Annotated in this window: 16 protein-coding genes; 13 read left to right on the top strand and 3 right to left on the bottom strand. The window is 67.2% G+C overall.

The window, feature by feature from the left end; all coding sequences use genetic code 11:
* The first annotated feature begins 4 nt into the window (after positions 1-4).
* From F0U60_RS08010 to trxA, 4 genes are all read left to right on the top strand, one after another.
* Positions 5-1258 (top strand): uracil-xanthine permease family protein, encoded by a 1254-nt coding sequence (locus F0U60_RS08010; RefSeq protein WP_395816121.1) that lies wholly within the window; start codon positions 5-7, stop codon positions 1256-1258.
* 59 nt (positions 1259-1317) lie between these two features.
* Complete coding sequence (locus F0U60_RS08005; RefSeq protein WP_395816118.1) at positions 1318-3612, top strand: S41 family peptidase; 2295 nt, start codon at positions 1318-1320, stop codon at positions 3610-3612.
* Positions 3613-3698: 86 nt separating this feature from the next.
* Positions 3699-4622 (top strand): LysR substrate-binding domain-containing protein, encoded by a 924-nt coding sequence (locus tag F0U60_RS08000; RefSeq protein ID WP_395816115.1) that lies wholly within the window; start codon positions 3699-3701, stop codon positions 4620-4622.
* Between the two features lie 121 nt (positions 4623-4743).
* Positions 4744-5070, top strand: a complete 327-nt coding sequence (trxA, locus tag F0U60_RS07995) for a thioredoxin (RefSeq protein WP_395816112.1) — start codon at positions 4744-4746, stop codon at positions 5068-5070.
* A gap of 4 nt (positions 5071-5074) precedes the next feature.
* Here trxA and F0U60_RS07990 read toward each other — a convergent pair whose 3' ends face one another.
* Complete coding sequence (locus tag F0U60_RS07990; RefSeq protein ID WP_395825127.1) at positions 5075-6703, bottom strand: acyl-CoA synthetase; 1629 nt, start codon at positions 6701-6703, stop codon at positions 5075-5077.
* A 248-nt stretch (positions 6704-6951) separates the two neighbouring features.
* Here F0U60_RS07990 and F0U60_RS07985 point away from each other — a divergent pair, with 248 nt between their 5' ends.
* From F0U60_RS07985 to F0U60_RS07965, 5 genes are all read left to right on the top strand, one after another.
* On the top strand, positions 6952-7461 hold the full coding sequence (locus F0U60_RS07985; protein WP_395816110.1) for a hypothetical protein: 510 nt from the start codon (positions 6952-6954) through the stop codon (positions 7459-7461).
* Between the two features lie 16 nt (positions 7462-7477).
* Positions 7478-8011: a metal-dependent hydrolase gene (locus F0U60_RS07980; protein WP_395816108.1), complete on the top strand. Its 534-nt coding sequence runs from the start codon at positions 7478-7480 to the stop codon at positions 8009-8011.
* Positions 8012-8099: 88 nt separating this feature from the next.
* Positions 8100-9620, top strand: coding sequence for an acetyl-CoA hydrolase/transferase C-terminal domain-containing protein (locus tag F0U60_RS07975; protein WP_395816106.1), 1521 nt, complete (start codon positions 8100-8102; stop codon positions 9618-9620).
* Positions 9621-9649: 29 nt separating this feature from the next.
* Entirely contained in the window at positions 9650-10048 is a 399-nt protein-coding gene (locus tag F0U60_RS07970) for a hypothetical protein (RefSeq protein WP_395816103.1), read from the top strand.
* 82 nt (positions 10049-10130) lie between these two features.
* Positions 10131-11312 carry an acetylornithine transaminase gene (locus F0U60_RS07965; RefSeq protein ID WP_395816100.1) on the top strand — a complete coding sequence of 394 codons (1182 nt, stop codon included), beginning with the start codon at positions 10131-10133 and terminating at the stop codon, positions 11310-11312.
* A gap of 22 nt (positions 11313-11334) precedes the next feature.
* Here the strand turns inward: F0U60_RS07965 and F0U60_RS07960 are convergent, their stop codons facing one another.
* Together F0U60_RS07960 and F0U60_RS07955 are read right to left on the bottom strand one after the other, a co-directional pair.
* Positions 11335-12903: a YdiU family protein gene (locus F0U60_RS07960; protein ID WP_395816097.1), complete on the bottom strand. Its 1569-nt coding sequence runs from the start codon at positions 12901-12903 to the stop codon at positions 11335-11337.
* Positions 12904-13018: 115 nt separating this feature from the next.
* Positions 13019-13420: a hypothetical protein gene (locus tag F0U60_RS07955; RefSeq protein WP_395816094.1), complete on the bottom strand. Its 402-nt coding sequence runs from the start codon at positions 13418-13420 to the stop codon at positions 13019-13021.
* Between the two features lie 217 nt (positions 13421-13637).
* Between F0U60_RS07955 and F0U60_RS07950 the strand changes: the two genes are divergently transcribed.
* From F0U60_RS07950 to pcaF, 4 genes are all read left to right on the top strand, one after another.
* Positions 13638-13991, top strand: coding sequence for a hypothetical protein (locus F0U60_RS07950; protein WP_395816092.1), 354 nt, complete (start codon positions 13638-13640; stop codon positions 13989-13991).
* Between the two features lie 369 nt (positions 13992-14360).
* A complete protein-coding gene (locus F0U60_RS07945; RefSeq protein WP_395816090.1) occupies positions 14361-16535 on the top strand; it encodes a DUF4038 domain-containing protein in 2175 nt (724 codons plus the stop codon).
* 199 nt (positions 16536-16734) lie between these two features.
* Complete coding sequence (locus F0U60_RS07940; RefSeq protein ID WP_395816088.1) at positions 16735-18591, top strand: chondroitinase-B domain-containing protein; 1857 nt, start codon at positions 16735-16737, stop codon at positions 18589-18591.
* Positions 18592-18704: 113 nt separating this feature from the next.
* Entirely contained in the window at positions 18705-19913 is a 1209-nt protein-coding gene (gene pcaF, locus F0U60_RS07935) for a 3-oxoadipyl-CoA thiolase (protein ID WP_395816085.1), read from the top strand.
* Positions 19914-19923 lie beyond the last annotated feature (10 nt).

Below are 19923 nucleotides of genomic sequence, written 5' to 3'. Positions count from 1 at the left end.
GCCCATGCGCCCCCTCCCGCTCCAGAAGAAGGTCGTGCTGGGCCTCCAGCACACCATCGCCATGTTCGGCGCCACCGTGCTGGTACCGCTCCTCACCGGACTCAATCCGAGTGTCGCCCTCTTCGGAGCGGGGCTGGCCACCCTGCTCTTCCATGCGCTCACCGGGCTCGGCGTACCCATCTTCCTGGGCAGCAGCTTCGCCTTCATCGCCCCCATCATCGCCGTGCTCAAGGCGGAGGGCCCCGCCGCCGCGGGAGGAGGGCTCGTCGCCGCGGGTGCCATGTACGTCGTCTTCTCCGCCCTGGTGAAGGCCGTGGGCGTGCGGCGCATCCAGCAGATCTTCCCGCCCATCGTCACCGGCCCCGTCATCATCGTCATCGGGCTCAGCCTCGCCGGAGTCGCTGTCAACCAGGCCCAGAGCCACTGGGGACTCGCGCTCATCACGCTGCTCGCCGCCATCCTCACCAGCGTCTTCGCCCGCGGCCTCTTCAAGATGATTCCCATCCTCATCGCCGTCATCACCGGCTACGTGGCCTCGCTGGTGCTCGGCCTGGTGGAGCCCACGAAGCTCGGTGCCATCCGCGACGCGGCCTGGGTGGGCCTGCCTCCGTTCCACGCCCCGGCGTTCTCGTGGAGTGCCATCTTCGTGCTCGCCCCCGTGGCTATCGTCACCTTCATCGAGCACATCGGCGACGTCATCGTGAACGGGCGGGTGGTGGGGAAGAACTTCCTCGAGCGGCCCGGCCTGCCGCGCACCCTCTTCGCCGATGGCATCGCCAACATGGTCTCCGCGGTGCTCGGTGGGCCCGCCGCCACCACCTACGCGGAGAACACGGGTGTCCTCGCCGTCACCCGCGTCTATGACCCCGCGGTGCTGCGCATCGCCGCGGGCTTCGCCATGCTCTTCGGTCTCTCGCCCAAGCTGGCTGCCGTGTTCCAGAGCCTTCCGGCCGGCGTGCTCGGCGGGGTCAGCATCCTGCTCTTCGGGATGATTGCCTCCGTGGGCATCCGCACCCTCTCCGAGGCGCAGATCGACTTCGCGCACAGCCGCAACCTCATCGTGGTGAGCCTCATCCTCGTGCTCGGCCTGGGCGGTGCGAAGGTGCCGGTGACGCTCGGCGAGGTCCACGTGGAGTTGCACGGCATGGCCCTGGCCGCGCTCGTGGGCATCCTCGCCAACGCGCTCCTGCCCGCCTCGCTCGACCGCGAGGAGCTGGATGCCCACCCCGCCTCGGACGACCCGCCGAACGGAAAATAGAACGCGGGAACATTTCGCTCCCCCCGGTGTCTCTGCGGCGACATCCCAGAGGGGGGAGCATGACCATCACACGGGTTCGTCGGCAGCCAGGACCGATTTTTATACTCGCGCTCGTCGCGCTCGTCGCGCTCGTCATCGGGCTCTCCACACAAACAGCCGCCGCCGCCGAGGGCACGCTTGAGCCCGTGGAGAGCGCTCCTGATGCGCGGCTCGCGGCGCTCTGCCGCGTCTGGGGAGCGGTGGAGCACTTCCATCCCGCCCTGCCCTCCAGCGCTCTCGATTGGGACGCGGCCCTGGTGGAGACGGCACCCCGGGTGATGGAGGCGCGTTCCCCCGAGGCCCTCTCCGATGCGCTCCAAGCGATGCTCGGCCGGCTAGGGGACCCCGTCACGCGGGTCGTCCAGCAGCAGGCCCCGTCCTCTCCCGCGCCGGGCGGGCGGGCCACGCCCCTGTTCCGTCAGGTGGGGGATGTGCTCGTGGTGGACCTCGATCGGCGCTTCGGGAACTACCAGGAGCTCTACCTGGCAGTGTCCTCGCTAGGGCCAGAGCTCGCGAAGGCCCGCCGTGTCATCGTGGACCTGCGGGCCCGTGGAGGCGACGAGGCCAACTGGATGGACCAGGCCCTGGGCTTCCTCACGAGCACACTGCCGTCCGAACCCGTGACGGGCCCGGGCGAGCGCTACCCCCAGCACTCGGGGTACCGCATCCAGTTCGGCGCCACCTCGGGCGGCTACGGCACCACCATGGACCTGAAGCTCGCGGAGGGGTTCACGTCCGCACCGGGTGCGCCCAAGCGCTCCATCGCCTTCCTCGTCAACGGGCGCACCCCGCTCGTCCCGTTGCTGCTGGCCATGGTGGGCTCCTCGTCCCGCACCTACCTCGTCGCGCAGGGAGCACTCGACGAGAGCTCCGCCGTGAAGACGATGGAAGAGCCGCTCGCGGGGGGCCACCGAGCCATTGTGCGGACCTCCGAGCTCGTCTTCCCCGAGGGCTCGCAAGGTCTGCGCGCGGACGTCACCGTGCCCGCGAGCGCCGATGAAGGGGAGCAAGGCCCCGCGTTCCAGGCCGCGCTGAAGCTCGTCCGCGCGGGCAAGGCGAAGACACCCGTACGCCAGGCCTCACGTCGCACGGGATTGCCCACGTGGCGAGCGGAGGAGACCTACGCGGACCAGGAGTACCCCGCCCCCGGACTGCGGACGCTGGCCGTCTGCCGCTTCTGGAATGTCATGCGTTACTTCCACCCGGACCCGAAGGCGCTCGGCGACTGGGACGCGGTGCTTCCCGAGTTCCTCCGCAAGACCCGCGAGGCCGCGGATGCACGCGCGTACGCCCTCGCGCTCTATGAGTTGTCCGCGCGCGTCCACGACGGCCACATCTTCCTGGCCGAGCGCGGCACCGTCTTCCGCACCCTGGGCGAGGCGACCGCCCCCGTCCTCCCCCGCTACGTGGAGGGCCGTCCCCTGGTAACGGAGCTCTTCGATGCCACCGTGGCCCGGGAGGCCGGACTCTCCGTGGGCGACGAGCTGCTCACCGTGGACGGGCAGCCCGTGGAGGAGCGGGCCGCGTTCCTTCGCCGTCACCTCGCGGCCTCGACTCCCGCCGCCCTCTCGTTGAAGGTGGGGGAGATGCTGCTCGCCGGACCCGAGGGCTCACACGTCTCGCTGAAGGTCCGGTCCGCGGAGGGCAAGCAGAAGGAGCTGAAGCTGCCCCGCTCCCGCGCCTTCCTCGCGCCCTTCCGGCAGCCCTCCGCCGAGGGTGAGCCCTATCGGAAGCTCGACGGCAACCTCGGCTATGTGGACCTACGGCTGCTCCGGGTGGAGCAGATCGATCCGATGTTCGAGGCGTTGAAAGGGACTCGCGGCATCATCTTCGACATGCGGGGCCAGCCCCAGAGCACGGCGTGGGAGCTGGCGCCGCGCCTCAACGTGAAGGGCGCCGAGCACGCGGCCGTCGTCGCCCGACCGCTCGTGTCCTCCGGCCAGCGCCAGGAGCTGCGGTTCTCCGACACGGAGATTTCTCGGGCCGGGCCGCCCCGCTACACGGGCCGCACGGTGATGCTCGTGGACGAGCGCGCCTCCAGCCAGGCCGAGTACACCGCCATGATGCTGCAGGCGACCGCGGGCACCCGGCTCGTGGGAACACCCACCGCGGGCGCCGTGGGAGACACCACCAACGTGTGCCTCCCAGGTGCCATCTGCGTCCTCTTCACCGGCCAGCTCCTCCACTACCCGGATGGGCGCCCGGTGCAGGGCAAGGGAGTCATCCCGGACGTGGAGGCGCGGCCCACGATCCGAGGTCTCCAGGCCGGACGGGACGAGGTCCTCGAACGGGCGCTCTCGATGCTTCGCGAGTGACCTGAGACCTCCGGCGGCACTTTTCGCGGACCTGTCCAACAATCGGACAAGTTCTCGAAGAATGTGCCCGGGTAGGCTCTCCGCCCATGTCCCCAACACCGCCGCTGCTCGATGACATGCTCGTCTTCACCGAGGTGGTGAGCGCGGGCGGCATCACCGCCGCGGCGGCGAGGCTGGGGTTGCGCAAGTCCACGGTGAGCCGTCGACTGGCGGCACTGGAGGAGCGGCTGGGCACGCGCCTGCTCGAGCGCAACACGCGGCGGCTGCGGCTCACGGAGACGGGGCGCGAGTACCACGCCCACTGCGCGCGGCTCGTCGCCGAGGCCCGCGAGGTGAACCGCTCTCTGAGCGAGTCGCGAGGCACGCCCCGAGGCACGCTGCGCGTGGCCACGTTCTCGCTCCTGGGCGAGCTGCTCACCCCGGTCATCACCGAGTTCCTCCTGCGCTACCCCCAGGTGCGCGTGGAGGTGTCGCTCGCCGAGGCGTACGTGGACCTGGTCGCGGAGTCTTACGACATTGCCCTGCGGACCGGGCCACTCCCGGACTCGTCGCAGGTGGCGCGGCGACTCGGGGACGTTCGTACCGGCTACTACGCGAGCCCCGCCTACCTCAGCCGGCGCGGCACGCCCCGCACTCCGGATGAGCTCGAGCGACACGAGTGCGTCCTGGTCGCCGAGCCGGGCACAAGTGAAGTGTGGTTCTTTTCGGGGCCACGTGGCGCTCGCACGGTGCCGGTGAGCGGCCGGTTGCAGGTTCCCAGTGTTCGCGCTGGTCACGCGGCGGCGCGTGCGGGGCTCGGGCTGGTGCGACTGCCCACCGTCCTCGCAGTGGACGACGTACGCGCGGGCGTGCTCGTCCCCGTGTTGGAAGCGGTGTCACCGCCGGGCCTCCCCATCTACGCCGTCTACCCCAGCAGCCGACAGCTTCCCCTCAAGGTGCGCGCCTTCCTCGACACGCTCGCCCAGCGCAGCGCTGCGCTGCCGTGGGAAGAGACGAACCGGGCGCGCTAATGGGGCTCTTCGCGGAACAATCCATTGCGCCACGGGCTCTCGCGCGTGCTCACCGCGGCCCTTAAACCTTTGCCATGGGAATCGGGCGACGACACGCCCGTCCCAGAAACGAGGGCACACCATGGCTGGAGACATCATTCATCTGGGGGACGCGGACTTCCAACGCGAGGTGCTGGAGGCGGAGGGGCCCGTGCTGGTGGACTTCACGGCGACCTGGTGCGGGCCGTGCCGCGCCCTCTCGCCTACGCTGGAGGCGCTCGCCACCGAGCACAAGGGCCGCTTGAAGGTGGCCAAGCTCGACGTCGACGACAACCAGGGAACGGCTCAGCAGTACGGCATCCGCTCCGTCCCCACCCTGCTCTTCTTCAAGCAGGGCAAGGTGGTGGGGCAGATCGTCGGAGCCCTACCGCGAGCCAGGCTGGAAGGCACGGTCCAGCAGTACCTCTGAAGCGTCAGTCCTTCTTCGGAGGCTGCTGAGACATCGCACGGAGCTCTGTGCGGCGGATCTTCCCGCTCACCGTCTTCGGGAGCTCGGTCACGAACTCGATCTCCCGAGGATACTTGTAGGGCGCCGTCGTCTTCTTCACGTACTCCTGGAGCTCCTCGGCGAGCGCCTGCGAGCCATTGAAGCCCGGCGCCAGCACCACATACGCCTTGATGCGCTGGCCGATCCGCTCATCCGGCACGCCCACCACCGCGGACTCTGCCACCGCGGCGTGCTCCAGCAGGGCCGACTCCACCTCGAACGGGCCCACCCGGTAGCCCGACGTCTTGATGACGTCGTCACGCCGTCCCACGAACCAGAAGTAGCCGTCCGCGTCCTTCACGGCCCGGTCCCCCGTCACGTACCAATCGCCCCGGAACGACACCAGGTTGGACGACTCGTCGTTGAGGTAGCCATCGAAGAGGCCCACCGGCTTCTCCGGCTTCACCCGCACCGCGATGTCACCCTCCTGGCCCACGGGGACCTCCTTCCCCTCGTGGTCGATGATGGACACCTCGAAGCCCGGCGACGGCTTGCCCATCGAGCCCGCCTTCGGCTCCAGCGCGGGGAACATCCCCACCACCACCACTGACTCCGTCTGCCCGTAGCCCTCGCGGATGTGCAGCCCGGTGGCCTGCTTCCACGTGTCGATGACCTCGGGGTTGAGCGGCTCACCCGCGCTCAACGCGTGCCGCAGCGACGACAGGTCGTACTGAGACAGGTCCTGCAGCACGAGGGCGCGCCAGGCCGTGGGCGGCGCGCAGAACGTCGTCACCCTCTGTCGCTCGAGCACCCGCAGAATTCGCGCCGCATCGAACCGGCCCCGGAAGTCGTACACCACGTTGCAAGCGCCCTGGCTCCACGGGCCGAACAGCTTGCCCCAGGCACACTTGGCCCAGCCCGTGTCCGACAACGTCAGGTGCCGGTCCTCCGGCGTCAGGTCCAACCAGTAGCGACCGGTAATCTGGTGCCCCAGCCCATAGCTGGCCTGCGTGTGCTGCACCATCTTCGGCATGCCCGTGGTGCCCGACGTGAAGTAGATGAGCATTGGGTCATCCGCGCGCGTGCGCTCGAACTGCGCGCCGTGCTGGCCCGTGCCCGCGCCTCCTGGCGGGAAGACCACCCAGGGAGAGGGCGCCTGACCCACCGCCACCCAGGTCTCCACCCTGCCCGTTCCCACCAGGCCCTCGAACCTGTCCAGACAGCTTGCGTCCGCGATGACACCGTTGGCGTCCGCCGCCAGCAGCCGGTAGCGGATGTCCTTGGTGGTGAGCATCGGCGTGCCCGGCATGAAGACGATGCCCGTGCGGATGCAGCCCAACGTGAGGAACCACCACTCCGGAATCCGCGGCATCATCACGAAGACGCGGTCTCCCTTGCGCAGGCCCAGGCTCGTGAGGAACTGCGCCGCGTGCAGCGAGCGCTGCTTCACCTCGCTCCAGGTGAAGAGCTGTGCGTGCCCGGCCTCGTCACTCCACTGCAGCGCGGGCGCATCGGGGCGCTCGCTGGCCCAGCGGTCGACGAAGTCCGTGGCGAAGTTGAAGTACTCGGGGCGCTCCCACCGGAATCCGCGGTAGGTGGCCTCGTAGTCGGTCATGTTGCGCGGTGTGGTCGAGGACAAGACTCGCTCCTGTCGAAGGGCGCCACGAGCTTGTCACGGATGCACCGCCTGCTCACCCGGTCTCTCTCTGGAAAGCCTGGAAGAACCGTCCTGGAGTGGAAAACCACACGGGTTTGGCGTCAGAATGGAAGCGTTTGACGGGTAGAGGGAAGCGGAGGGGACACCTCGGTAGGTGAGATTGGGAACCGCTACGTCACTCCATTCATGCCCTCGGGGGGAACCCAATGAACGCGATGGCCCTGACAGCCGCCGCCCAACGCCGGTCCTTCAACCTCTACGCGCGAGTGCTCGCGACGCAGATTCTCTACATCGCTCCACTGCTCTGGCTCCTGGAGCTGAGTCAGAACCTGGCCTGGAAGGCGGTGAACGGGACGTACGGCTGGGTGTACCCGGACTCGCCCTACGGGTGGTTCTCGTTCGGGAGCATGATTCTCTGGGCGGGCTCCGTCTTCCTGATGTGGACGCTGCACTACTACTGGTTCCACCCCAAGGGCATGAAGATCTGGACGCGCGTCGGCATCACCGCGGCGGTGTGCTGGGTGGGCGAGTGGGTGGGCGGTTTCCTCGCGGTGCAGCTCACCGGTAAGCACCTGCAGGTCTGGCCGGGCACGATGCTCGTCTACGTGAGCTTCCCCGCCATCTTCTTCTGGGTGAGCAACGTCATCATCTACCACCTGCTCACCGCGTACGTCATCGACCTGACGCCCCACTACGACGCGCCAGCCGACGCCTGAGCCCCGAGCCTACCGCATGAACCCCATCGTCCACGCCGAGCTGTCCTGGCTGATGGCGCAGCGCCTGGAGGCGCGGCGGGACCGGGTGCTCGTCGCCTGCGCGGGACTGGCGCCGGACATCGATGGGCTGACCATTCTGGGCGGAGGGGAGCTGTACGCGCGCTACCACCACCTCATCTTCCACGGGTACGTGGGCGCGCTGGTGACCGCGGGGGTGTGCGCGGCACTGGCCCAGAGCCGGCTGCGGGTGGCCGCACTGGCGCTGCTGGCCTTCCACCTCCACCTGCTGTGTGACCTCGCTGGCAGCGGGCCGGGCTGGCCCATCTGGTACTTCTGGCCCACCAGCCAGCGCGAGTGGTTCTGGGATGGACAGTGGGACCTGGCCTCCTGGCAGAACAGCCTCATCGGGTTGGGGTCCACGCTGCTGTGCCTCGCGTGCGCGCTGCGCTACCGTCGCACCGCCGTGGAGCTGCTCTCCCCGCGCTGGGACACCGAGGTGGTCCGTACCTTGAGAACTCGGTTCCTCAAAGAGGGCAGCCCTTCGCCCTGACGCAAGTGTGGAGTCCTCCGCAGGAGCTCACCCGGTCTTCTAGGCTCTCATGGACAGCCAGAGGACGCGGTATTAGAGCAGCACCGCAATGAGCACACTGCAGGAGCGAATCGAGAACGCGGAGCTGTTGGCCAAGGTCGTCCCGGTGGAAGAGGCGGTGAAGCACGTCACCGACGGCAACACCGTGGCCATCAGCGGCTTCACCAAGTCGGGTGAGCCCAAGACCTTCTTCCCGGCACTCGCCCGGCACCTGGCCGAAACAGCGCCCCACTCGCGCATCACCCTGCTGAGCGGCGCCTCGCTCTCGGATGACGTGGAAGGGCCCATGGCCCCCTTCATCCGCAAGCGCGGGCCGTACATGTCCTCGGCCATCTCGCGCAAGCTCATCCACTCGGGAGAGATGGACTTCACCGACGTCCACCTCTCCGCCTTCGCGCGCAACCTGATGTACGGCTTCTACGGGGACATCGACGTCGCCGTCGTCGAGGTGTCGCGCATCCGCGAGGACGGCAGTGTCGTCCTCACCTCCTCGGTGGGCGTCTCCGCCGAGGCGCTCTCCCGAGCGCGCAAGGTCATCCTCGAGGTGAACACCGCGGTGCCGGACTACACCGGCTTCCACGACATCGTCGTGCCCGCCGTGCACCCCAAGGTGGGCTGGCCGCTGCCGCTGGTGAACGTGCGTGATCGCATCGGCACGCCCTACGTCGAGTTCGACCACAGCAAGGTGGTGGCCGTCGTCGAGTCCCGCACGCCCGACCACCCGGTGCCCTTCAAGGCCGCGAGCGAGACGGACCGCCGCATCGCGCAGAACGTCATCGACTTCCTCCTCCAGTGCCGCTCGCAGTTCGGCTGGGGCAAGCGCCTGCCCCCCATCCAGTCCGGCGTGGGCAACGTGGCCAACGCCATCATTGGCGAGCTCTACGCGTCTCCCTTCCAGAAAATCCGCTTCTGGACCGAGGTCTTCCAGGACGGAATGCTGCGCTATGTGGAGGACGACGCGAAGTTCGAGAACGCCTCGGCCACCGCGGTCTCCTTCTCGGCCGAGGGGCGCCGCCGCTTCATGGAGCTGTTCGAGCGCTGCAGGGACAAGCTGGTGCTGCGGCCCATGTGGCTGTCCAACAGCCCGGAGATCATCTCGCGGCTGTTCGTCATCGCGATGAACACGCCCATCGAGGTGGACATCTATGGCCACGTCAACTCCACCCACATCGATGGCTCGCGCATCGTCAACGGGTTGGGCGGCTCGGGAGACTTCTTCCGCAATGCCTACCTGAGCATCGTGCACACGCCGTCCACCCGGCCCCTGAAGGACGGGCGCATTGTGAGCTGCGTGATGCCGTACGTGCGGCACATCGACCACACCGAGCACGACATCAAGTGCGTCGTCACCGAGCACGGCTACGCGCTCAACATGGACATCCGCTCGCCCAAGCGGCGCGCCGTGGACATCATTGAAAAGTGCGCGCACCCGCACTTCCGCCCGCTGCTGCATGCCTACCTGAACATGGCGGGCGCGGGAGACGAGCCCCGGGCCACCGACATGAAGGCCCTGGAGAGCTGGTGGCGGGACTACGACGAGGCCTGCCGCAACTTCCCCAAGGGCGGCTGAGCCTAGACCCCCCCAAAAGCGAGTTCCCCATGAAGACGCAGAAGCTGTCCGTGTTTGCCCTTGTCGCCCTCGGTGCCGCCGTCGCGGGTACCGTCCTGGGCTCGGCACCGTCCCATGCGGAGCCGCCCGCGGTCATCCAGCCCATGGGCATGGTCCTGCCGACCAGCCTGCCCAAGGTGACCTTCTACTTCCGCGCACCAGGGGGCACGAAGCTCACGGGGTCCTTCATCGCCGAGGACGTGGGCAAGGCCGCACCGAAGAACTTCGTCATCGACTCCGCCACGGTCACGGCCGTGGACAAGATGGCGGCGACCTTCACGCTGGCCCGGCCCGCCAAGGGCTGGCCCGTCGGCCAGTACCGCCTCGAGGTGAAACACGGGGACAAGCTCGTCCACGTCGAGCGCTTCATGATGTTGGACGCGCAGTAGCGAGCACGCGAGTTTCCATGGTAGGGGCGCGAGCAACGGGCCGACCTCTCTTCCTACGGCCCGATGCGAGGGAAACACCGAATTGAACAGCCCCACCACGTCCCCTTCTCCCCAGTCCTTCCTCATCCCGAACTACCGCCGCCAGGACGTGAGCTTCGTCCGCGGCGAGGGTTGCCACCTGTACGACGGCGCGGGCCGTAGGTACCTCGATGCCTTCGCCGGAGTGGCGGTGTGCACTCTGGGCCATGCGCACCCGAAGCTCGTGGAGACCCTGACGCGGCAGGTCGCGACACTCATCCACACCTCGAATCACTTCGAGCAGCTCGGGCAAGAGGAACTGGCGGCGCGCATCGTCCCCGAGGCCTTTCCGGGACGGATGCTGTTCTGCAACTCGGGGGCGGAGGCGAACGAGGCGGCCTACAAGCTCGTGCGCCTGTGGGGCAACGTGGCCCATGAGGGCCGCAAGCGCCGCATCATCGCCTTCGAGGGGAGCTTCCACGGCCGCACGCTCGGCGCGCTCAGCATCACGCACACGCCCTCTTACCGTGCGCCTTTCGAGCCCCTGCCCCCCACGGACTTCGTTCCCTTCGGCAACGTGGACGCGCTCACCGCCGCCATGGGGGATGACGTGGCCGGTGTGTTCATCGAGCCCATCCAGGGAGAGAGCGGCGTACGCGAGGTGCCTCCGGGGTTCCTGACGCGAGTCCGGGAGCTGTGCACGCGGCACAAGGCCCTCCTGGTGGTGGATGAAATCCAGACAGGGATTGGCCGCACCGGGCGGATGTTCTACCACCAGCATGAAGGCATCACCCCCGACGTGATGACCCTGGCCAAGGGACTCGGCGGTGGTGTCCCCATCGGCGCCGTGCTCGCGACCGAGCCCGTGGCCGCACTGCTCAAACCCGGCCTGCACGGCACCACATTCGGCGGCAATCCCCTCGCATGCGCAGCCGGACTAACGGTGATGAAGGAAGTCACCTCGCCGGGATTCCTCGGCAACGTCGTGGAGCGGGGTCACCAGCTCCTGGAGGGCTTGCGCCGAGTCTTCGGCCCCACCCATGAGGTGCGAGGCAAGGGGCTCCTCCTGGGAGTCCAGCTCCAGAGGGCACCCTCCGAGCTGGTGAAGGCCGCCCTCGCGGAAGGACTCGTCGTGGGAGTGGCGGGCAACAACACGCTGCGCATCGCTCCGTCACTCATCATCACCGCGGCCCAGGTGGACGAGCTGCTTGAGAAGCTCGCAGCCGCCCACCGCGCGCAGCGCTGAGGACTTCATCCCGCGAAGTCCCTCAAGAGCTGCACGAGAGCGCCGAACATCCCGGCTTGGATCTCGCCCAATCGGGTCGCTTGGCCGCGTACGCCTCGCGACCCGGTTGCTCATCGAAGGGCCGCCGCATCACCTCGAGCAGCACGTGCACCTTGGAGTCATCCCCCGCGTAGGCGGCTTCGATCGCCTCCTGCGCGAGGTAGTTGCGCAGCACGTACTTTGGATTCACCGCGTCCATCCGGCGTGCCAGCTCGGCGGGGGCTGCATCCTCACGCCTCGTGCGCTTCCACCAGGCCGTCAGCCACTGGAGGCCTTTCGCCAGGTGGGCCTCGGACACCTGCCCATAGAAGGCCTCGCGCAGCACGGCGGGGAACTCGCCTGGAGCCGTTGACGCGGTCACCACGCGAGACAGGCCGCGGAAGAAGAGGGTCATGTCCGTCTCCTCTTCGACGAGCCAGGCGAAGCACCCGTTCACCAGCTCGACATCGGCTTCGTCCTCGAGGGAGGACAGCCCCAGCTTCGCTGCGAACCGGGCCGCCAGCTCATTCTGGAACGTGCGCTCGTACTCGAGCAGCCCCGCGTTGAGCAGAGCCTCATCGCCTTCGAAGAGCGGCATCAGCGCAGTCCCGAGTCGCTCGACATTCCACAGGCCAATGCCTGGCTGATTGCCATACCGATACCGGCGGCGTTCGGCGTCGGTGGTGTTCGGCGTCCAACCGGGGTCGAAGTCGTCGAGCCAGCCGTAGGGGCCGTAGTCGATGGTGAGGCCGAGGATCGACATGTTGTCGGTGTTCATGACGCCGTGCACGAAGCCCACCGCCTGCCAATGCGCGATGAGCCTCGCGGTGCGCCGCGCCACCTCGTTGAAGAAGGCGGCGTAGGTGTCCTTTGACGGCTTGCCGAGTTCCTGGAAGAACTGCGTCACCGTGTAGTCCGCCAGCTTCTTGAGCAGCCCCACGTCATCGCGGCTGGTGCACAGCTCGAAGTTGCCGAAGCGCAGGAAGCTCGGAGCGACGCGGCAGACGATGGCGCCGGGCTCGGCCTCGGGATGCCCGTCGTAGAACATGTCCCGGATGACCTGCTCTCCGGTGGCGACGAGCGACAGCGCCCGGGTGGTGGGCACCCCCAGGTGGTGCATGGCTTCGCTGCACAGGAACTCTCGAATCGAGGAGCGCAGCACGGCGCGCCCGTCGGCGCGACGCGAGTAGGGCGTCTGGCCCGCGCCCTTGAGCTGCAACTCGTAGCGCTTGCCATGAGGCGCCAGCAGCTCCCCCAGCACGATGGCGCGACCATCCCCCAGTTGTCCCGCCCAATGACCGAACTGGTGCCCACCATAGTTGGCCGCGTACGGCACCATGCCCGGCCACAGCGCGTTTCCCGCGAGCACCTTCACCCACTCGGGGGACTGCAGTGCCGCCTCGTCCAGTCCCAACAGGCGCACCACCTCCGGCGAGAAGGCGACCAGCCGCGGGGCCGAGACCGGCGTGGGCTGGACCTTCGACCAGAGTGCCCCGTGCACCTGGCGCGACCGCCTGTCCGCGAGTGGGTCACCAGGAGTGGAGTCGATGAACTGGGATGTGAAGTGGGGCATGGACCATTGATGTGAAGATGGAATAACGGGCGCAATACGTTAGCTCGCTCGGTGGGCAAATAGGCGGCTTGCGTATCCTCGATACGAAATTTCGCCACCGGGCTGAGTCGGTCCGTCAGCGGCTCTCCTTCCGTTCGAGCGGACCTTCTCCGTCATTGATGACACCCGGGTTGCGGCCAATGTCCAGGTCGTCCTCCTCAAGCGGGCCCCGGTTGTTCTCCAGCGGGCCTTCGCCGTCGTTGATGACACCAGGCTTGTCACCGATGACCGCGTCATCCTCCCCCTGTGCTCCAGAACCGCCCACGCCTTCCTTGAAGCCCTCCACGGCCTCCTGGGTCGTCTCGCGCGCGTCCTGAGCAGCCTCATCCATCTGCCGGCCTAGCTCCTTTACCTCCTGTCCGACCTTGCGAGCTTCATCCCGCACCGCTCCCTCCTTGCCCTCCTGGCAGCCCACCGACAGGCCAAGCACACCGAGCAAACCAGCGAGAGCAAGCCCCTTGCATCCATGGCGAACCATCACGTGCCTCCTTCGCATGAAATCGTCCGGTGCAAAGCTAGACACGTCCTGCCTGGCAGGCATGGGGCGCCCCTTCTACACGGCGCCACTTGAGGCAGGGGCCCCAGTCGAGGTGTCAATTGGCGCGAGGTAGACCCCCCGTAGCATACCGCGCGAATGGGGCTGGTTGGCGACGCCTGCTCATGCACACACCTTCCCGGCAAGGGAGGAGTGCACCATGGACGATGCACGACTGCAGCGGGCGCTCGGGTGGGGAAGCCTGGGCTCGGGGCTTGTCCTGCTGGCTTTCGCGAACCGTGTCTGCCGCCTTCTTCAACTGCGAGGCCGGAGCATGCACGTGCGCGCCGCGGGACTGCGCGACGTTGTCATCGGCCTGGGAATCGTGACACGGCGCGACCGGCGCCCGTGGTTGTGGGCGCGCTCGGTCTCGGACGCGTTCGACTCGGCGTGGCTCTGGAAGACGGCGCGGGAACGCCCACGTGGCGCCGGTCGTCGAGCCGCTCTTGCGGCGGGTGGCCTCGGGCTCACGCTCATCGACTTCGCCGCGGTGCTCACGCCGAAGGGGTCGTGAGTCTTGACGAAGAGGGCCACTCCGAGACCGCGCGTGCGGCACGTGCACGTGCCCCGGAGCCAGAACTCAAAACCATACATAGGAATGAGCGCCCTTTCGTCCAGGCATGCCGCGCTACCTGCACTGCATCAACGAGTTCCCGACCGAGGCCGACATCCTCGTCGAGACGCCAGGGGCCACCGTCAGCGCAGTCGAGAAGAGTCCATGAATCAGACATCGACTCTCGATTCCTAGCAATTCAGCAACACTGGAAATAACTGACAAACGCTTCAAATCCGACTATATAAAACCGCTCGGGTCGTCGGCATGAGGCGCACACCTCGCCGGCGACGTGTTCCTGCAACTTCGTACGACTGCGAGGGAATCACCGTGCGCAAATCACTCCTCTCCCTGATGTGTCTTTCTCTCATGACGGCCTGCGGGCCCGAGTCAGAGCAGCTCGACACGTCAGGTACGGACTCCATGCCGGATGCACCGAGCACGGGTTCCGCCGCACTGGCATCGCCCCTGCCCAAGCTGCGCGTGAGCAGCAACGGGCGATTCCTGGTGAAGGAGGACGGCTCTCCGTTCTTCTGGATGGGAGACACGGCCTGGCAGCTCGTCCCCTGGCTCAACCGCGCCGACACGCTGAAGTACCTCGACAACCGCGCGAGCCTCGGCTTCAACGTCGTCCAGGCAGTCGTCGTGCCCTCCATGAACGGCCTGGGGCGCAACATGCAGGGAGACCAGCCGTTCCAGAACAACGACTTCGCGTTGCCCATCATCACCTCGGGCAACAACCCGGCCGACGCCACCCAGTATGACTTCTGGGACCACCTCGACTTCGTCATCAACGCGGCGGAAGAGCGCGGCATCTACGTCGCGCTGCTCCCCGCGTGGGGTAGCTATGTGACGACGGGGAGTGGCGGCATCAACCCGTCCAATGCCGAGGCCTTTGGCAAGTTCCTGGGCGCCCGGTATGCGAGCAAGCCCATCATCTGGGTGCTCGGAGGCGACGTGAACCCCAGCGGCCTCGAGAGCGTCTATCGCTTGCTGGCCCGCGGCATCGCCAAGGGCGTGTCCGGCACCGAGGACTACAGCAAGGTGCTGATGACCTTTCACCCCAATGGCCGGAGGAAGTCTTCCACGTGGTTCCACAACGACGCGTGGCTGGACTTCAACATGCAGCAGAACGGCCACTGCGATGACACGGCCATGTACTCGGATATTGGCGCGGACTACGCCCGCACCCCGGTGAAGCCCACCCTGGACGGGGAGCCCGCCTATGAGCAGATCGCCGTCTGCCTCGACAACTCTCTCTCCAGAGGCTACGTCTCTGATTACCACGTCCGGCGGTACGCCTACTTGAGCGTGTTCGCCGGCGCGCTCGGCCATACCTACGGACAGAATTCAGTGTGGCAGATGTATGCCCCGGGCCGCACGCCACAGTTCAAGGCGGTGAGCTACTGGTACGACGCCCTCAACCAACCGGGCGCGACACAGATGCAGTACCTCCGCCGCCTCATGGAATCGCGGCCGTTCACGTCGCGCATCCCCGACCAGGGAGTGCTTGCCCATGATGGAGGCGCGGTCATGAGCCGTGTCCAGGCCACGCGCGACTCGAATGGCACCTACGCCTTCGTCTACAGCTCGTCCGGCCAGGCCTTCACGGTGAACATGAGCCGCATCACCGGGGGGACGGTCCGCGCAACCTGGTACAACCCGCGCACCGGTGCGACCACGGCGATTGGCACCTACGCCAACACGGGCACCCGGCAGTTCACGCCTCCCAGCAGCGGCGCCGGGAATGACTGGGTGCTGCTCCTGGATGACACCACGCGCAACTACCCGCTGCCGGGCGGCACGACGACGCCGGTGACCGAGGCGTACACGACGCAGTCCGCCTCCGCCTCGCCTACCAGCGTGGCCCCGGGACAGACCGTGAACCTCTCGGTGGCCATCCGGGCCGCCGCCGCCGCGTCGGGCCGCAACGTGAAGCTCACGGTGCGCAACGCCTCGAACGCCTCCGTGGGTGAGCTCAACTTCGTGAACCAGAGCTTCGGCCAGGGGGAGACCAAGACCTACCCGTTTGCCTTCGCCGTGCCCTCGAACCTGGCCAATGGCACGTACTGCGTGACCTCGGGCGTCACGAACTCGGCCTGGAGCCCGTGGTACTACTGGGACAACTGCGCGACCTCCTTCACGGTCTCCAACGCGCCCGCTCCGACCATCGGCTTCACCCTCGTGTCCGCGACGACCTCCCCCACGACGGTGAGCCGCGGTGGCACGGTGCGGCTCTCCAGCACCTTCCAGGCGAACGCGGCCGCCAGCGGCGTGAACGTGAAGCTCGATGTGCGCAACTCCACCGGCGCGACCACCGTCCTCGACAACCCGATTGGGAATCAGAGCTTCACGCAGGGACAGTCGCGGCCGTTCCAGTTCGACTACACCGTCCCGTCCACCCTGGCCGCGGGCACCTACTGCCTGGCGACCGGCGTGTCCGACGCGGGCTGGGCGACCTGGTACGCGTGGAACAGCTGCGCGGCGACGTTCACGGTCCAGTAACAGCGCCCCAAGCACATCCGGGCCTGGGTGATGCGCGCCCAGGTCCGTAGATGCTGAGCGGCACCTTCTGAGTCCCGCCAGCGCGCGTTCATCCCTCGAATCATCAATCATATCAATCCGGCTTGAACATGATTTACCATTTATAGCTGTAAATCAGGTATAGCCGTCCGACACCGTGACGCACATGAGAGGAACGCACATGGCACGTCGGAAGCTTGTGATCGGCTCGAGCCTGCTCCTGGGTCTGGCTCCTTCCCTGGGGTTCGCGGCGGATGGGCGGTTCTCCATTCCGGGAACCTCCGTCACCGCGAGCGCGAATGATGGCAACGTCCCCGCCAATACGGTCGACGGGGACCTGACCACCCGCTGGTCCGCGGAGGGTGATGGGCAGTGGCTCCAGCTCGACCTGGGCGCCCTCAAGAAGGTGGCCTATGTGAAGATCGCCTTCCTCAACGGCGACTCCCGGACCTTCACCTTCGACATCCAGACCTCCACGGACGGCACCACGTTCTCCACGGTACGCGCGAAGGCGACGAGCAGCCTGACGAGCAACCTCCAGACGTTCGACTTCACGGATGTCGGGTCCGCGCGTTACGTGAGGCTCGTGGGGTACGGCAATACCTCCAACGCCTGGAACAGCTACCTGGAGGTGGAGGTGTACGGGAGCGACGCGGAAACGCCCTCGGGCAACATCGTGAACGTCTCCACCGCCGCCCAGCTCACCACGGCCCTCGCCAACGCGGCCGCGGGCACGACCATCCTCCTGGCGGACGGCACCTATACGAACAGCGGCGCCTTCATCCTCAAGGGCAAGAACGGAACCGCCTCCAATCCCATCACCCTCAAGGCCGCGAACCGGGGCAAGGCCATCATCTCCGGTGGAGCCTCCCTTCAGGTGACCAGCTCCTCCCACGTGGTCATCGAGGGCCTGAAGTTCACCAACACCGGCAACAGCGCCGTCGTGCTCGAGGGCTCCAACAACATCCGGGTCACCCGGAACACCTTCGCGCTCATCGAGAACGGCGCCACTATCAAGTGGCTGCTCCTCAAGGGTACCGGGAGCCACCACAACCGGATCGACCACAACGACTTCGGCGGAAAGAGCGACCCGGGTCCGGTCATCGCCATGGATGGCAACTACTCCACGCAGATGACCCAGTATGACGTGATTGAGTACAACTACTTCCACGATATCGGGCCGCGCCTCACCAACGGGCTGGAGACCATCCGCCTCGGCCTGTCCGCCGTGTCACTGCTCGATGGCCACGCCACCGTGCAGTACAACCTGTTCGAGAACTGCGACGGGGACCCGGAGTACATCTCCATCAAGAGCGGTCACAACACGGTCCGGTACAACACGGTCATCACGTCGCAGGGACAGCTCACCGCGCGCCACGGAAACAACAACAGCATCTACGGCAACTTCTTCCTGGGTGATGGCAGCAAGTCCGGCGTGGGAGGCATCCGGCTCTACGGAACCGACCACAAGGTCTACAACAACTACCTGGAGAAGCTGACCGATGACGCCCTCCTCATCGACGGGGGCGACTTCGACGGAGGGCCGACCTCCAGCAACTACACCGCGGACGACCTGGCCAAACATTGGAGGGTCTACCGGGTCGAGGCCGTGAACAACACGATCGTCAACAGCACGACGGGGCTCCTCATCGGGAAGAAGTATACGTACGCCCCGGTGGACTCGAAGGTCGCCAACAACCTCATCCGGAACACGACGGGCACGCTCTACTCCGAGTCCAAGACGAGCAACACCCTGTTCCAGGGCAACATCGGGTACGGCTCGACCCTGAGCAACAAATCGCGGACGTCCAGTGAGATCCGCAACGTGAATCCGTCCCTCACCACGGTCAACGGTCTGCAGAAGCTGAGCGCCACGAGCCAGGCCATCAACGCGGCGACGGGCACGTACGCCTACGTCGCGGAAGACATGGATGGGCAGCTGCGCGCCACCAACGACGTCGGCGCGGATGAGTACTCCACCGCTCCCATCGACCGCGGGCCGTTGTCGTTGGCCGATGTCGGCCCGAACGCACCCTAGGGAAGCCCCCTACCACCTCCGCGAGTCCGGCCGCATGGACGCGCGGAGGTGGCAGGGGCCCGGTAGCGGTCCCCACCACCCCAGGTATCATCTCCAGGAGCTGGAGATGAATCATGAGCGAAGCGTTCATCTGTGATGCGGTGCGCACGCCCGTGGGCCGCCATGGCGGTGTGCTGGCCGGAGTGCGTGCCGATGACCTCGGCGCCATTCCCCTGAGGGCCCTGCTCTCACGCCATCCCAAGCTCGATCCTCGGCTCATCGACGAGGTCTATCTGGGCTGCGCGAACCAGGCGGGCGAGGACAACCGCAACGTGGCCCGCATGAGCCTGCTGCTGGCCGGCCTGCCGCACGAGGTGCCCGGTGTCACGCTCAACCGCTTGTGCGGCTCCGGCATGGAGGCGGTGGGCAGCGCGGCGCGCGCCATCCGCGTCGGCGACATCTCCCTGGCGCTGGCCGGTGGCGTGGAGTCGATGAGCCGCGCGCCCTTCGTGCTCGGCAAGGCGGATGCGGCGTTCTCCCGTGCGCAGACGCTGGAGGACACCACCCTCGGCTGGCGCTTCATCAACCCGGTGTTCCAGAGCCAGTATGGCGTGGAGAGCATGCCTGAGACGGCGGAGAACGTGGCTGCCGAGTTCGGCATCTCGCGCGCCGACCAGGATGCCTTCGCCCTGCGCAGCCAGCAGCGTGCCGCGCGCGCGCAGCAAGCCGGATTCTTCGCCGAGGAGATCGTCCCGGTGGACGTGCCAGGACTCAAGCGCGGCGAGACGGTGCGGATCGACCGTGACGAGCACCCGCGCCCGGACACCACCCTGGAAGGTCTGGCGAAGCTGAAGGCCCTCTTCCGCGACAATGGGACGGTGACCGCCGGCAACGCGTCGGGCATCAACGACGGCGCGGCCGCGCTGCTCATCGCGTCCGAGGCCGCGGTCGAGCGGTTCGGGCTGACACCACGGGCGCGCGTGCTGGGTATGGCCACCGCGGGTGTACCGCCCCGCATCATGGGCGTGGGCCCGGTGCCAGCGACGCGCAAGCTGTGCGCACGGCTGGGATTGGAGCCGAAGGACTTCGACGTCATCGAGCTCAACGAGGCTTTTGCCAGCCAGGCCTTGGCCTGCCTACGGCAGCTCGGCCTCCCGGACGATGCCGAGCACGTCAATCCCCATGGCGGCGCCATCGCGCTGGGGCATCCGCTCGGCATGAGCGGTGCGCGCCTCGTGCTCACCGCGGTCCACCAGCTCCAGAAGAGCGGCGGACGGCGCGCGCTCGCCACCATGTGCATCGGTGTGGGCCAGGGCATCGCCCTGGCCCTCGAGCGCGTGTAGCTCCGTCACC

It is taken from the genome of Archangium minus (genome assembly GCF_044360475.1).
Lineage (GTDB): Bacteria > Myxococcota > Myxococcia > Myxococcales > Myxococcaceae > Archangium > Archangium minus.
Note: the sequence above shows the minus strand (reverse complement) of the source record. Positions and strands in the feature narration are given on the sequence as shown.

Bases quoted from the DNA above. Each gene is read 5' to 3' on its own strand.
- F0U60_RS08010 (WP_395816121.1), top strand. From the start codon at position 5: ATGCGCCCCCTCCCGCTCCAGAAGAAGGTCGTGCTGGGCCTCCAGCAC.
- F0U60_RS08005 (WP_395816118.1), top strand. From the start codon at position 1,318: ATGACCATCACACGGGTTCGTCGGCAGCCAGGACCGATTTTTATACTC.
- F0U60_RS08000 (WP_395816115.1), top strand. From the start codon at position 3,699: ATGTCCCCAACACCGCCGCTGCTCGATGACATGCTCGTCTTCACCGAG.
- trxA (WP_395816112.1), top strand. From the start codon at position 4,744: ATGGCTGGAGACATCATTCATCTGGGGGACGCGGACTTCCAACGCGAG.
- F0U60_RS07990 (WP_395825127.1), bottom strand. From the start codon at position 6,703: ATGACCGACTACGAGGCCACCTACCGCGGATTCCGGTGGGAGCGCCCC.
- F0U60_RS07985 (WP_395816110.1), top strand. From the start codon at position 6,952: ATGAACGCGATGGCCCTGACAGCCGCCGCCCAACGCCGGTCCTTCAAC.
- F0U60_RS07980 (WP_395816108.1), top strand. From the start codon at position 7,478: ATGAACCCCATCGTCCACGCCGAGCTGTCCTGGCTGATGGCGCAGCGC.
- F0U60_RS07975 (WP_395816106.1), top strand. From the start codon at position 8,100: ATGAGCACACTGCAGGAGCGAATCGAGAACGCGGAGCTGTTGGCCAAG.
- F0U60_RS07970 (WP_395816103.1), top strand. From the start codon at position 9,650: ATGAAGACGCAGAAGCTGTCCGTGTTTGCCCTTGTCGCCCTCGGTGCC.
- F0U60_RS07960 (WP_395816097.1), bottom strand. From the start codon at position 12,903: ATGCCCCACTTCACATCCCAGTTCATCGACTCCACTCCTGGTGACCCA.
- F0U60_RS07955 (WP_395816094.1), bottom strand. From the start codon at position 13,420: ATGGTTCGCCATGGATGCAAGGGGCTTGCTCTCGCTGGTTTGCTCGGT.
- F0U60_RS07950 (WP_395816092.1), top strand. From the start codon at position 13,638: ATGGACGATGCACGACTGCAGCGGGCGCTCGGGTGGGGAAGCCTGGGC.
- F0U60_RS07940 (WP_395816088.1), top strand. From the start codon at position 16,735: ATGGCACGTCGGAAGCTTGTGATCGGCTCGAGCCTGCTCCTGGGTCTG.
- pcaF (WP_395816085.1), top strand. From the start codon at position 18,705: ATGAGCGAAGCGTTCATCTGTGATGCGGTGCGCACGCCCGTGGGCCGC.